This window comes from Sphingomonas sp. Leaf257 (assembly GCF_001422185.1).
GTDB classification, from domain to species: domain Bacteria; phylum Pseudomonadota; class Alphaproteobacteria; order Sphingomonadales; family Sphingomonadaceae; genus Sphingomonas; species Sphingomonas yabuuchiae.
The window spans coordinates 386,427-400,071 of sequence record NZ_LMMH01000001.1; the positions used below are offsets into that span (position 1 = coordinate 386,427).

Annotated in this window: 13 protein-coding genes; 10 read left to right on the forward strand and 3 right to left on the reverse strand. The window is 66.3% G+C overall.

Annotation, left to right across the window (positions count from 1 at the left end; all coding sequences use genetic code 11):
• Nucleotides 1–6: 6 nt before the first annotated feature.
• A complete protein-coding gene (locus tag ASF14_RS01860; RefSeq protein WP_236696892.1) occupies nt 7–420 on the reverse strand; it encodes a MerC domain-containing protein in 414 nt (137 codons plus the stop codon).
• A gap of 157 nt (nt 421–577) precedes the next feature.
• Between ASF14_RS01860 and ASF14_RS01865 the strand changes: the two genes are divergently transcribed.
• Together ASF14_RS01865 and ASF14_RS01870 are read left to right on the forward strand one after the other, a co-directional pair.
• A complete protein-coding gene (locus tag ASF14_RS01865) occupies nt 578–3,661 on the forward strand; it encodes a glycoside hydrolase family 2 TIM barrel-domain containing protein (RefSeq protein ID WP_056431358.1) in 3,084 nt (1,027 codons plus the stop codon).
• Nucleotides 3,658–5,922: a S9 family peptidase gene (locus ASF14_RS01870; protein ID WP_056430670.1), complete on the forward strand. Its 2,265-nt coding sequence runs from the start codon at nt 3,658–3,660 to the stop codon at nt 5,920–5,922. Before ASF14_RS01865 ends, ASF14_RS01870 begins: the two co-directional genes overlap by 4 nt.
• Before the next feature lie 143 nt (nt 5,923–6,065).
• Here the strand turns inward: ASF14_RS01870 and ASF14_RS01875 are convergent, their stop codons facing one another.
• Nucleotides 6,066–6,551, reverse strand: a complete 486-nt coding sequence (locus ASF14_RS01875; RefSeq protein ID WP_042486441.1) for an SspB family protein — start codon at nt 6,549–6,551, stop codon at nt 6,066–6,068.
• 71 nt (nt 6,552–6,622) lie between these two features.
• Here ASF14_RS01875 and hisB point away from each other — a divergent pair, with 71 nt between their 5' ends.
• The 8 genes from hisB (at nt 6,623) to ASF14_RS01910 (ending at nt 12,439) form a co-directional block, all read left to right on the forward strand.
• Nucleotides 6,623–7,210, forward strand: a complete 588-nt coding sequence (gene hisB / locus ASF14_RS01880; protein WP_056430673.1) for an imidazoleglycerol-phosphate dehydratase HisB — start codon at nt 6,623–6,625, stop codon at nt 7,208–7,210.
• Nucleotides 7,207–7,812 (forward strand): imidazole glycerol phosphate synthase subunit HisH, encoded by a 606-nt coding sequence (gene hisH / locus ASF14_RS01885; RefSeq protein ID WP_056430676.1) that lies wholly within the window; start codon nt 7,207–7,209, stop codon nt 7,810–7,812. Before hisB ends, hisH begins: the two co-directional genes overlap by 4 nt.
• Nucleotides 7,809–8,543 (forward strand): 1-(5-phosphoribosyl)-5-[(5-phosphoribosylamino)methylideneamino]imidazole-4-carboxamide isomerase, encoded by a 735-nt coding sequence (hisA, locus tag ASF14_RS01890; protein WP_056430680.1) that lies wholly within the window; start codon nt 7,809–7,811, stop codon nt 8,541–8,543. The genes hisH and hisA overlap by 4 nt, the downstream gene beginning before the upstream one ends.
• The gene (hisF, locus tag ASF14_RS01895; protein ID WP_056430683.1) at nt 8,540–9,301 is read left to right on the forward strand and encodes an imidazole glycerol phosphate synthase subunit HisF; all 762 of its coding nucleotides are present in this window, start codon (nt 8,540–8,542) and stop codon (nt 9,299–9,301) included. Before hisA ends, hisF begins: the two co-directional genes overlap by 4 nt.
• 377 nt (nt 9,302–9,678) lie before the next feature.
• Complete coding sequence (locus ASF14_RS21795) at nt 9,679–9,834, forward strand: hypothetical protein (protein WP_168371492.1); 156 nt, start codon at nt 9,679–9,681, stop codon at nt 9,832–9,834.
• Between the two features lie 32 nt (nt 9,835–9,866).
• Entirely contained in the window at nt 9,867–10,181 is a 315-nt protein-coding gene (locus tag ASF14_RS01900) for a phosphoribosyl-ATP diphosphatase (protein ID WP_056430685.1), read from the forward strand.
• A 17-nt stretch (nt 10,182–10,198) separates the two neighbouring features.
• Nucleotides 10,199–10,576, forward strand: a complete 378-nt coding sequence (locus ASF14_RS01905; RefSeq protein WP_056430687.1) for a histidine triad nucleotide-binding protein — start codon at nt 10,199–10,201, stop codon at nt 10,574–10,576.
• Between the two features lie 324 nt (nt 10,577–10,900).
• Nucleotides 10,901–12,439, forward strand: coding sequence for an amino acid permease (locus ASF14_RS01910; protein WP_056430689.1), 1,539 nt, complete (start codon nt 10,901–10,903; stop codon nt 12,437–12,439).
• Nucleotides 12,440–12,568: 129 nt separating this feature from the next.
• Here the strand turns inward: ASF14_RS01910 and ASF14_RS01915 are convergent, their stop codons facing one another.
• Complete coding sequence (locus ASF14_RS01915; RefSeq protein ID WP_056430692.1) at nt 12,569–13,561, reverse strand: adenosine kinase; 993 nt, start codon at nt 13,559–13,561, stop codon at nt 12,569–12,571.
• Nucleotides 13,562–13,645 lie beyond the last annotated feature (84 nt).

Here is a 13,645-nt window from a genome sequence, read left to right on the forward strand (position 1 = left end):
TCCTCGTTACAGGGTCATAAGTCGGTGAAGATTGGTGGCGCGCAGATTGGCGACATGCGCGACGGCCAGCACCAGCCCGCCCGCCACGGTCAGCGCGGTTCCCATCCCCTGCCCCTCGAACGCCAGCCCGAGCATTAGCAGGATCAGGCCGAACATGCCCACAATCATCGGAAAAACGATCCGATGCCGCCGCCATCCGCCAAACAGCGTCAGGCCACTGAGCGGTACGGCCAGCGCCAGCATGACGATATGGAACACCTCGCCCAGATCGGCCCATTCGGCGATGGCGGGCAGAAAGGCGATCAGCACTGGCAGAACCAGACAATGGATCAGGCACAAGGTCGAGGCCGAGATGGCCAGGGCATCCATATGCCGGAACCGGCCGTGATGGCTGCGAGACAGGGGTGCATCATCGACCATGAGCGCCTATTGATACATTGTATCATAATTGGCAAGGCGTCATTGCCAGGCTTTGCATTCGTATTCCGTATAATATAGCGTTGCCCGCGATACGGGACAGGAGGACAGGATGAAGACAGGCACCAGGCTTTGGCTGAGCACGAGCATGTCCGTCCTGATGGCAGGAGCCGCGGCCGCCCAGGCCGTCCCCGACCAAGCCGCCCCCGCCCGGCCCGATTGGGAGAACCCCGCCGTCAACCATATCGGCGCGGAACCGATGCACACCAGCTTTGCCGGATTCGAGTCGCGTGCCGCCGCGCTGGCCGGTAACGTGGCCAAGTCACGCTATCACCTCTCGCTTGATGGCCTGTGGCGGGTGCATATGTCCCCCAATCCCGAGGCGCGGCCGCTCGGCTTCGAAGACCCGGCCCGCGACGTGTCGAGCTGGCGCGAAGTGGCGGTGCCGGGCATCCTCCAGGCACAGGGTTTGAGCCGCCCGGTCTTCGTCGGCAGCGGCTATCCCTTTCCCCGCAACGAACCATTGATCGAGCACCGGCTGAACGAGGTCGCCTCCTATCGCCGCGACTTCACGGTGCCCGCGCATTTTGCCGGACGCCGGTTGCTGCTGAACATCGGTGCGGCGGGCGCGGCCTATTATCTCTGGGTCAACGGCCAGAAGATCGGCTATTCCGAGGACTCCAAGCTCCCCACCGAATTCGACATCAGCCGCGCCGCCAAACCGGGCAAGAATGTCATCGCGATCGAACTCTATCGCCATGCGGACGGCAGCTATCTGGAGGATCAGGATTTCTGGCGCGTCAACGGGATCGAGCGGTCGATCACCCTCTATGCCGCGCCCCAGACGCATATCCGTGACTTGGGCGTAGACGCCGGGCTGACCCATGACTATCGCGACGGCACGCTGGCGGCCCAGGTCGATCTGGCGGGTGCGGCACAGGCGACCGCCGTGCGCGCGACGCTGCTCGACGGCAAACGGACGGTCCTGACCCGGACCGCGACTCCCAGCGGCACCAGCGCGACGATCACCGCCGAATTGCCAGGCGTGAAGCCCTGGAGCGCCGAGGACCCCAATCTCTACACGCTGCTGGTCGAGCTGCTCGACAACAAGGGCAAGCTGATCGAGGCGACCAGCCGCCGCATCGGCTTCCGCACCGTCGAGGTGGCGGGCGGCGAAGTCCGGGTGAACGGCAAGCGAATCATGATCCGCGGCGTCAATCGCCACGAGCATGATCCCCGTACCTTCCGGATCGTGTCCGAGGAAACGATGCGCAAGGACATCGAGTTGATGAAGGCGGCCAATATCAACGCGGTCCGCACCTCGCACTATCCCAACGACCCGCGCTGGTATGATCTGGCCGACGAATATGGCCTGTACGTGATGGACGAGGCCAATATCGAGAGCCACGGCTATCTGAGCCTCACCCAGGAAAAGGGCGATCCGACCCTGAACCTGGGCCACAAGCCCGAATGGGCAGCCGCGCATCTCGACCGGGTGCAGCGGATGGTCGAGCGCGACCGCAACCACCCCTCGGTCATCTTCTGGTCGCTGGGCAATGAGAGCGGCGTCGGACCGAATTTCGAGGCGGCGGCGAAGTGGGTCCGCGCGCATGACAAGACGCGGCTGATCAACTTCCTGGGCTACAGCATGAGCGGCTGGCGGCACCCGACCAACGCCTATGTCGACATCTTCGCCCCCATGTATGACGATGTCGAGAAGCTGGCCGACTATGCCACCCGCCCCGAATTCACCCAACCGCTGATCCTGTGCGAATATGCCCATGCGATGGGCAACAGCCTGGGCGACTTCCAAGGCTATTGGGATACCTTCCGCAAATATCCCAAGCTGCAAGGCGGCTTTGTCTGGGATTGGGTCGACCAGACGATGATGCTGAAGGACAAGGATGGGCGCCCCTATTGGGGGCAGGGCCTGGACTATGATCCCGATCCCAAGGATGCCGGGCTGCACGGCGACGACAGCCCCGTGGGCGACGGCGTGATCCAGTCCGACCGGACGCCCGATCCCGAATATTATGAGATGGCGCATGTCCAGTCGCCGATCCACTTCACTCATGAGGGCGGCGGCTGGCAGGTGGTCAACCGCCACGACCATATCGATCTGTCACGCTTCACGCTGGACTGGACGGTGCTGGAGAATGGCGTCGAGACGGCGCGCGGCAGCATCGCGACGCCCTCCGTCGCCGCCGGCCAGACCGCGCCGCTGTCCTTCACCCTGCCGCCTGCGAAGGACGCCACCGCCGAACGCTCGCTGATCCTGCGCGCACGGACCAAAGCGGGTGCGATTCCGCCGTTGCCCGCAGGCCAGGTCATCGGCTGGGAACAGTTCGCGCTCTCCGCCCCCGCCTTCGCCGCCATCCCTGCCGGGTCTGTCGTCCCCGAAGAAAGCGCCGATGCGATGACGCTGAAGGCCGGCAATGCCGTGCTGGAGATTGACCGGACGACCGGCCTCGTCCGCCGTTACGCCCGTGACGGAAAGACACTGCTGACCGGCGGCACGCCCAATTTCTATCGTTCGCCGACCGACAATGACGTGGGCGCGGGCGTGCCCAAGAGCCATGCGATGTGGCAATATTTCTCCGACCATCGCCGCCTCGACGCCATCCGGCAGGAGGGCAATGCCATTATCGTCGATCACGACATGGGCGTCGGATCGGTCAAGATGCAGACCCGCTGGACCATGGCACCCGACGGCGCGGCGACCGCGACGGTGCGCTTCGTGCCGCTGCGCATGACGCTTCCCGATCCGCTGCGCGTCGGCCTCGCCTTCGCGACGCCGGGACAGGAATTCACGCAGGTCAGCTGGTTCGGGCGCGGTCCGTGGGAAAGCTATGCCGACCGCAAGACCGGCGCGATGATCGCGCGCTGGGACGGCAAGCTGGCGGACCAATTCCATGACTATGCCCGGCCGCAGGAGAGCGGCAACAAGACCGATGTGCGCTGGATTCAGCTGACCGGCACCGGCACGGGTCTTCGCGTCACGGGCGCGCAGCCCTTGTCGGTCAACGCCCTGCCCTTCCCGTACAGTGACCTCGCGATGAAGCCGCCCGCACAGGCGCATAGCTCGGACATCCGCCCGCATGGCAACGGTACGCTGCTGATCGACGCCGCCCAGGTCGGGGTCGGCGGCGATACCGGCTGGAACCTCGATGGCCGCGCGCATATGCCTTACCGTATCGCGCTCCAGCCGCTGACCTACAGCTTCACCATCGGAGCGGCGCGTTGAAGAGACTGTTCACCCTTGCCCTGTTGCTGACCACGACGCCGGTCGCCGCGCAGACCGTGCCCGACCGGATCGCCACGTCGCTGGCGCTTCGCGACCAATGGCAATGGCTGACCCACGACATCGCCTCGCCCGCCGAGTGGGACGCGGATGGGCGGCATTTCCATTATCGCAAGACCGTGGCGGGGGGTTTCGCATTCGTCGATGTGGACGCCGCCACCCGCGCAAAAGCCCCCGCCTTCGACGCCGCCGCCTTGGCGCCCGCGCTCGCCAGGGTCATGGGCGAGTCCGTGGCCCCCTTGCGCCTGCCCTTCGAGCATTTCAGCTACACGCCCGACCGTTCGGCGATCCGCTTCTCGATCGGCTATGACGATACCGTCTATCGCTGCACCCTCGTCCAGCCGGTCTGCGCAGTCATCCCGCCCGAAAACGCCAGCCGTCCGCGTGGCTTCGGCGTGGTGCGCGACCTGCGCGTAGCCGCCGACAACCACCCCCGCCCGTCACCAGACGGTAGGCTGGAAGCGCTGGTCCTCGACGACAATCTGGTCGTGCGGGCCGCGAATGGCGGCAAGGAGGTCTGGCGGTCCCAGGACGGCAGCCCCGCCGATTTCTACGACCCCGAAACCATCGCCTGGAGCCCCGACGGCCAGCACATCGCGCTTCAGCGCGTCCGCCCCGGCTATGCCCGCATGGTCACGCGTGTGCTCGCCGCGCCGCCGGGCAAGGTCCAGCCGCAAGTCGTCCAGCAACTCTATCCCAAGCCCGGCGATGCCGTTGATCAGGAAGCACCCGTGCTGTTCCGCGTTTCGGACGGGACGCGCACCGACATCGACCCGAGCCTGTTCGCGGGCGCTTACACCCTCTCCGCCCCCGAATGGCGCGCCGACGCCAAGAGCTTCGCCTTCAACGACCTGAAGCGCGGCTTCGGCGAGACGAAGATCATCGCGGTCGATGCCGATACCGGCCGGGCGCACGCCGCCGTGACCGAGACCGCCAAGACCTTCGTCTTCCGCGACCGCATCTGGTCGCATGACGTGAAGGGTCTGGGCCGTGAAATCCTCTGGGCCTCGGAGCGCGACGGCTGGCGGCATCTCTATCTGGTCGACGGCGCGACCGGCCGGGTGGTGCGCCAGATCACCAGGGGCAACTGGCTGGTCCGCGACATCGTGCACGTTGATGACGAGAAGCGGCAAATCTGGTTTTCGGCCAGCGGCTTCGTCCCCGGCGAGGACCCTTATTATAAACACTGGTTCCGGGTCGATTTCGACGGCCGCAACCTGACGCGCCTGACAACCGAGAACGCGACCCACGAGGTCCGCTTTGCCCCCGACATGGCGACCTATGTCGACGTCTATTCGCGCACCGACCTGCCGGAAACGATGGAACTGCACGACGCGCGCGACGGTCGCCTGATCCAGACGCTAGAAAAAGGCGACATCACCGCACTGACCGCCGCCGGATTCCGACCGCCCGAACGCTTCGCCGCCAAGGGCCGCGACGGCAAGACCGATATTTACGGCCTCGTCGTCCGCCCGCGCGATTACGATCCCGCCAAGCGCTATCCGGTAATCGAGAATATCTATGCGGGCCCGCACGACAGTTTCGTGCCCAAGGCGTTCTGGCCGTTCGGCGGCTTCTCCGGCGGCGACAAGGTCATGGGGATGCAGCAGCTCGCCGACCTCGGTTTCGTCGTCGTGATGATCGACGGGATGGGGACCGCCAATCGCTCCAAGGCGTTCCACGATGTCGCCTGGAAGAACCTGGCCGATAGCGGCTTTCCCGACCGAATCGCCTGGATGAAGGCGCTGGCGGCCAGGGACCCCGGCGTCGATATTTCCCGTGTCGGCATCTATGGCGGCTCGGCGGGCGGGCAGAGCACGCTCAATGCGCTGCTCTTCCACCCCGAATTCTACAAGGCCGGGGTCGCCTATGCCGGGTGTTTCGACAACCGGATGGACAAGATCGACTGGAACGAACAGTGGCTCGGCTATCCGGTCGACCGGAGTTATCTCGACGCCTCGGGCGTGGTCCACGCCAAGCAGCTACAGGGCAAGCTGATGCTCGTCGTCGGCGAACAGGATTCCAACGTCGACCCTGCCAGCACGACCCAGGTGGTGGATGCACTCATCAAGGCGGACAAGGATTTCGACCTGCTGGTCATCCCCGGCGGGGAGCATACGGCGGGGCGCAGCACCGGGCCGGTGGCTTATGCCATGCGGCGGCAATATGCCTTTTTCCTGAAGGCGTTGCGCGGGGAGGAGTGATCCTCTCCCATTCCTCCCCTCTAAGGGGAGGTGGCAGGGCGAAGCCCTGACGGAGGGGTGTCCCGCTATCGAGAGGGGGACACCCCTCCACCATCCTGCGGATGGTCCCCCTCCCCTTACAGGGGAGGAATTATGGGAACCCCTTACTTCTTCCGCTTGAAATCCACCGCGACGACGTTGCTGCCGTCTTCTACCGGCTTGGCGACCGGCTCGTCATTCTCGGCCGAGCCGTGCGGATCGGGATCGCTCTGCGGATCGTCGGCGACGTGGAAGCCGAGTTCGAACTGAACCTCGGGGTCCTGGAAACGGGTGATCGCCGAATAGGGAATCACCAGCTTCGACGGCACCTGGTTGAAGCTGAGGCCGACCGAGAAGCGATTCTCGTCCACCGTCAGGTCCCAGAAGCGATTCTGCAGGACGATCGTCATCTCGTCCGGGAATCGCTCGACCAGCCGCTGCGGGATGTCGACACCCGGCGCCTGCGTCTTGAAGGTGATATAGAAATGGTGCGTGCCGGGCAGGTGCCCCGTCTCCGCCACCGGGCCGAGCACACGCCCCACCACGGCGCGCAGGGCCTCCTGCACGATGTCGTCATAGGGGATGAGGCTGTCGGGCAATCCTTCGGTCATATCCCTTGGACTAGCGGCCTTTGATCGCGGGTCAAGATTGCATGGGACGGATAGGTGTTTATGGGGAGGCCATGCGCACCGCCACTGTCCACCGCGCCACCGCGGAAACCGTCATCGACGTCACCGTCAATCTCGACGGCACCGGCGTCTATCAGAACGCCACCGGCATCGGGTTTTTCGACCATATGCTCGACCAGCTGTCGCGGCATTCGCTGATCGACCTGTCGGTCAAGGTTCAGGGGGACCTGCATATCGACGGGCACCACACGACCGAGGACAGCGCACTGGCGATCGGACAGGCCTTCGCCAAGGCGCTGGGCGACAAGCGCGGCATCTACCGCTACGGCGAGGCGCTGTCGCCGATGGACGAGGTGCTCACCCGCACCGCGCTCGACATTTCGGGGCGGCCCTGGCTGGTGTGGAAGGTGCCGTTCACCAATCCGATGCTGGGCACGCTTCAGACCGAGATGATCGAGCACTGGTTCCACAGCTTCGCGCAGGAGGCGGGCATCACGCTCCATGTCGAGCTGCTGCACGGCCACAACAACCATCACATTGCCGAAAGCATCTTCAAGGGCCTGGCCCGCGCGCTGCGCATGGCGGTGGAGATCGACCCGCGCAAGGCCGACGCGATTCCCTCGACCAAGGGCATGCTGTGACGCTGGCGCTGATCGACATCGAGTCGGGCAATCTCCACTCGGTCGACAATGCCCTGCGCGCGGCGGGGGCGAGCGATGTGGTCATCACCGCCGACCCGGATGTGATCGCCAGGGCCGACCGGATCGTGCTGCCGGGCGTCGGGGCATTCGGGGCCTGCGCGGCAAACCTGCGCGCCGTCGACGGACTGGAGGAGGCGTTGCGCGACGCCGCCCTCACCCGCGCGCGGCCGTTCCTGGGCATTTGCGTCGGTATGCAATTGCTCGCCGACGCCGGCGACGAGATGGGCGAGCATCGGGGCCTGGGCTGGATCCCCGGCCGGGTGACGCGACTCGCCCCCGCCGATTCTGCCGCCAAGGTGCCGCATATGGGCTGGAACGATGTCCGCCCCTTGCGCGATCATCCGCTGATCGTGCCTGGCGAGGCCTATTTCCTCCACAGCTATGCTTTTACCGGCGAGCATGTGCTGGCGACCACCGATCATGCCGGCCCCGTCACCGCCGCGATCGGCCGCGACACGGTGGTCGGCGCGCAATTCCACCCCGAGAAGAGCCAGCGTTATGGCCTCTCCTTTCTCACCCGTTTCCTGGAGTGGCATCCGTGAGCCTGATCGTCTTCCCCGCCATCGACCTGAAGGGCGGCCAGGTCGTCCGCCTGGCCGAGGGCGATATGGACCGCGCCACCGTCTATGGTGACGACCCCACCCATCAGGCGATGCTGTTCGCCGAAGCGGGCGCGCAGCACCTGCATGTCGTCGATCTGGACGGCGCCTTTGCGGGCGAGTCGGTCAATGGCGAGGCGGTGCAGGCGATCGTCAAAGCCTTTCCGGGCCATGTCCAGCTGGGCGGCGGCATCCGCAAGCCGGAGAATGTCGAGCGCTGGTTCGACCTGGGCGTCTCGCGCGTCGTGATCGGCACGGCGGCACTGGAGAATCCGGACTTCGTGCGCGACATGGCCAAGGCCTATCCCGGCGGCATCGTCGTCGCGGTGGACGCCAAGGACGGCATGGTCGCGACGCGCGGCTGGGCCGATGTGTCCGACGTGTCGGTCGAGGACCTCGCCCGCCGGTTCGAGGATGCGGGGGTCGCCTCGCTGCTCTTTACGGACGTGGGCCGCGACGGGATGCTCAAGGGCTGCAACGTGCCCGCCACCGTCGATCTGGCGCGGGCGGTGCGTATCCCGGTCATCGCCAGCGGCGGCGTGGCGGGGATCGGCGATATCCATATGCTGGCGCTTCATCATCAGGACGGCGTGGAAGGCGTCATCACCGGCCGCGCGCTCTATGACGGGCGGCTCGATCTGGCGGCGGCGCTGTCGGTGGCGGCGGCCGTATGACCGTCCGCGCGCGCGTCATCCCCTGCCTGGACGTCGCCAATGGCCGGGTGGTCAAGGGCGTCAACTTCGTCGACCTGATCGACGCGGGCGATCCGGTCGAACAGGCCCGCGCCTATGACGCGGCGGGCGCGGACGAGTTGTGCTTCCTCGACATCACCGCCAGCCATGAGGCGCGGGGCACCATCCTGGACGTGGTGCGGCGGACGGCGGCGGTGTGCTTCATGCCGCTGACCGTCGGCGGCGGCGTGCGCACGGCGGAGGATGCGCGCGCGCTTCTGCTGGCCGGTGCGGATAAGGTGGCGGTCAATTCCGCCGCCGTCAGCCGCCCGGAGGTCGTTTCCGACATCGCAGAGCGATTCGGCAGCCAGTGCTGCGTCGCCAGTGTCGATGCGCGGCGGACAGCGGATGGCTGGGAGGTATTCACCCATGGCGGGCGGCGCGCGACCGGGATCGATGCGGTCGAACACGCGCTGCGTCTGGCCGAACTGGGTGCGGGGGAGTTGCTGGTCACCTCGATGGATCGCGACGGGACGCGGGGCGGATACGACCTGGAACTCATCCGTACCATCGCCGACCGGACCAGCGTGCCGGTCGTCGCATCGGGCGGCGTCGGCGGGCTGGACGACCTGGTCGCGGGCGTGCGCGACGGGCACGCTTCGGCGGTGCTGGCGGCGTCGATCTTCCACTTCGGCGACGCGTCGATCGCCGATGCGCATCGGGCGCTGGCGGCAGCGGGGGTACCGGTTCGGGCGCATTGATTTTCGCGCGGAGGCGCGGAGACGCGGACGCTTTGGTAGCTGGGTGGACGGTGGCCTGCGTATCTGACCGGGAGAACGTCTCCCGATCGATAGGGCAAGCGCCCCAATCCCCGTTCAGCCTGAGCGAAGTCGAAGGCCAAGGGATAACCGCGCCACTGGGCAGAGCGCCGGGCGTGCGCTTCGACTTCGCTCAGCGTTAACGGAAGGGGGGAGGTTGCGAGCGGAAGACTTGAACCGGCTGTGTGGCGGCCAATTGCCAACCCCACAACCGGACTCTCCGCGTCTCCGCGCCTCCGCGCGAACCCAAATTCTTCGCGGCCTCGCGTGAATCAAAACCCCCGAATGACCCAAGCCCGACACGCTGCTAAACCGCCTCCATGCCGCTCGCCATCCTGACCGCCGCCACCGCCCACACCGGAGCGCCGCAGCCGCGCCGTCATCCCGAATGGTCCGACATCGGCCTGTTCGTCTTCGCGATCGGCGCGGTCTGGCTGCTCCGCCACCTGATGCGCCGCCGCAACCGCAAGGATTGACGTCAGCGCTTCCCCGCGCCACCCACGCCGTCATGGACATGTTCGACCGCCTCGAAACCACGATCCGCGCGCGCCGGGATGCGGGCGATGCCGCCACCTCCTATGCCGCCAGCCTGTTCGCCAAGGGGCGACCGAAGATCGCGCAGAAGCTGGGCGAGGAAGCGGTAGAGACGGTCATCGCCGCCATGGCCCAGCCCGACAAGATCGTGTCCGAGGCCGCCGACCTGATGTTCCACCTGATCGTCCTGCTCGCCGATACCGGCCACACGCTCGACGACGTTCGCGCCGAGCTGGCGCGGCGCGAGGGCGTGTCGGGCCATGACGAAAAGGCCACCCGGCCCCGCTGACCCCCTGGAGAGTTTCGATGCCGATCGACGCCACCCTGCCCTATGACGACCAGAATATCTTTGCGAAGATCCTGCGCGACGAAATCCCATCCCGGCGGGTCTATGAGGATGAATGGGCGGTCGCCTTCCACGACATCGCGCCGCACGCCCCGACCCATATCCTGGTGATCCCGCGCGGCCCCTATGTGTCGTGGGACGATTTCGCAGGCCGCGCCAGCGAGGCGGAGATCGCCGGTTTCGTCAGGGCCGTCGGTCATGTCGCGCGTGAGGCAGGCGCGGTCGAGCCCGGATACCGGCTGCTGGCCAATATCGGGCCGGACGCCGGGCAGGAAGTGCCGCACCTCCACGTCCATATCCTGGCAGGCAAGCCGCTCGGCCCGATGCTCGCACGCTGACCTTGCCGCTGGCCGCTCCCCTCCCGTAAACGGGAGGGGATGGGGGAGGGAAAGCCACGCGCGATGATCTCTGTGAGACCCCATCCCTCCCCAAACCCCTCCCGTTTACGGGAGGGGCTTACCGCGAGATGGATTGGTGATCCCATTCCTCAGTGCTGACGGTAGAAGGTGGCGGCAATCACCGCCTTTCTCCTCCCCCGACCGCATCCCACGCACCTTAGGGATTGCGCGTAATAAAATTGCAGCTAACTTCCCGGATCATTCACCAAACGCCGGGCGTGTCCCAAGTCGGGGCCGCCCTTCCCTCGGGGGGATTGGACATTCATGATTTTCGGGCGCGTTAAGCCTCTGGACGCCATTTTGGCGACCGCCGAGAAGAAGGGGCTGCAACGATCGCTAGGCGCGTTCCAGCTTACCATGCTGGGTATCGGCGCCGTCATCGGTACGGGCATCTTCGTTCTCACCTCCGAAGCCGCGCAGAAGGCGGGGCCGGGGATGATGTTGTCCTTCGTGCTCGCGGGCTTCGTCTGCGCGGTGGCGGCCTTGTGCTATTCCGAGCTGGCCTCGATGGTGCCGGTCGCGGGCTCGGCCTATACCTATACCTATGCGGTCATGGGCGAGCTGCTGGCCTGGATGGTCGGTTGGGCGCTGATCTTGGAATATGCGGTCGGCGCGTCGGCGGTCGCCGTCGGCTGGTCGGGCTATGTGGTGGGGCAGCTCCGCAACCTGCTGGGCATCGACATACCGATGGAATGGGTCAACGGCCCGTCGTCGGGCGGTTACATCAACCTGCCCGCCGTGATCATCTCGCTGCTCGTCACCTGGCTGCTGGTCATCGGCACCACCGAGAGTGCACGGTTCAACGCGATCCTGGTCGCGATCAAGGTCGCCGCGCTGACCCTGTTCATCGCGCTGTCGGTGCCGGTCATCAACGGCGCGCATTTCGAGCCGTTCATGCCGACCGGCCTGACCGGCGTGGCGGGGGCCGCGGCATCGATCTTCTTCGCCTATGTCGGCTTCGACGCGGTGTCGACCGCCGCCGAGGAGACCAAGAACCCGCAGCGCAACGTACCGATCGGCCTGATCGCCTCGCTGCTGTTCTGCACGGTCTTCTACCTGCTGGTGTCGGCGGGCGCGATCGGCTCSCCGCTGGGCGCGCAGCCGGTGCGCGACGCCGCCGGTGTCGTGCTGTCGCCCGGCACGTCGGAACTGGCCGCGCAGTGCAAGGCGATCGTCGCCAGCGGCGCGACCGAGCCGTTGTCATGCTCGCGTGAAGCGCTGGCGCATGTCCTGCGCACCATCGGTTGGGAAAAGATCGGCAATCTGATCGGCCTAGCCGCCACGCTGGCGCTGCCGTCGGTCGTGCTCATGATGATGTTCGGCCAGACCCGCGTGTTCTTCACCATGGCGCGCGACGGCCTGCTGCCCGAAAAGCTGGCCTCGGTGCATCCCCGCTATCGCACGCCGCACGTGGTTACGATCGTGACCGGCATCGCCGCGACGCTCGCCTCGGCCTTCCTGCCGGTCGGCAAGCTGGCGGACTATTCCAACTCGGGCACGCTGTTCGCCTTCTTCATGGTGGCGCTGTCGGTGATGGTGCTGCGCAAGACCGATCCGACCCGCAAGCGTCCGTTCCGCACCCCCGCCGTGTTCATCGTCGCGCCCGCCGCGATGATCGGTTGCGCGTATCTGTATTTCTCGCTGCCGCTGGTCGCGATCCTGGTCCTGCCCGGCTGGGGCGCGGTGGGTCTGGCGATCTACTTCCTCTACAGCCGCAAGCGCAGCCATGTCGGGCGTGGCATCGTCGATGTGGTGGACGATCCCGCGATGCAGCCGGAGGTCGCCAAGCCGCTCGATCGCTGATCCGGCTTTCGCCGAGACACAAAAAAGGCCCGGAGGAGCGATCCTCCGGGCCTTTTGCTTTGGGGCCTGCCCCCCCCACCATCCTTCGGATGGTCCCCCTCCCCAAGCAAAGCTTGGGGAGGATCGGGATTAGAGGCTGGCGGCCAGGGCCTTCAGGTCGACCTGGGGCCGGGCGCCGAAATGGCTGATGATCTCGGCCGCGCAGGCCGCGCCCAGCGTCAGCGAGGCCTTCAGGTCATGGCCGTGCGTCTGGCCATAAAGGAAGCCCGCCGCGAACAGGTCGCCCGCGCCCGTGGTGTCGACCACCTTGTCGACCGGATGGGCGGGCACGGTCACGCGCTCGTCCCCGCGCTGCGCCAGCGCACCCTTTTCGGCGAGCGTGACGACCAGCGTCTCGACCTTGTCCTTCAGCGAGGCGATCGCGGCCTCGACATCCGCCGTTTCGGTCAGCGCGACGATCTCGGTCTCGTTGGCGAAGATCACGTCGATCATGCCGCCGTCGATCAGCGCGTGGAAATCGGCGCGGTGGCGGTCGATCACGAACTCGGCCGAGGCGGTGAAGGCGATCTTGCGGCCCGCCGCGCGGGCGACGTCGATGGCGGCGCGCATCGCGGCGCGCGGCTCTTCCGGATCCCAGAGATAGCCCTCGATATACAGATAGGCCGCATCGGCGATCAGCGCCTTGTCGAGCGCTTCGGCGGGCAGATAGTGCGAGGCGCCGAGGAAGGTGTTCATCGTCCGCTGGCCATCGGGGCTGACGAAGATCATGCAGCGTGCGGTGGTCGGCTGGCCGGGACGCACCGGCGTGTCGAACTTGACGCCCGCCGCACGGATGTCGTGGCTGAACACCTCGCCCAGCTGATCGTCGGCGACCTGGCCGATGAACGCGGTCTTGCCGCCCAGCGCGGCCATGCCCGCCAGCGTGTTGGCGGCCGACCCGCCCGAAATCTCGCGACCGGGACCCATCTTGGCATAGAGCGCGTCGGCTTCTTCCGGCGAAAAGACGAGCTGCATCGCGCCCTTGGTCATGCCGTTCTCGGCGATGAAATCATCCTCGGCCGGGCTGAGAATGTCGACGATGGCATTGCCGATCGCCACCACGTCGTAAGTGGGGTTGGTCAAGATACGGACTCCGGGAAACAAGCTGTGATGTCGCCGCCCTAGTCAGCACGCTACCCCTGCGCAAGGGAGCCGCCGTATGGCCCC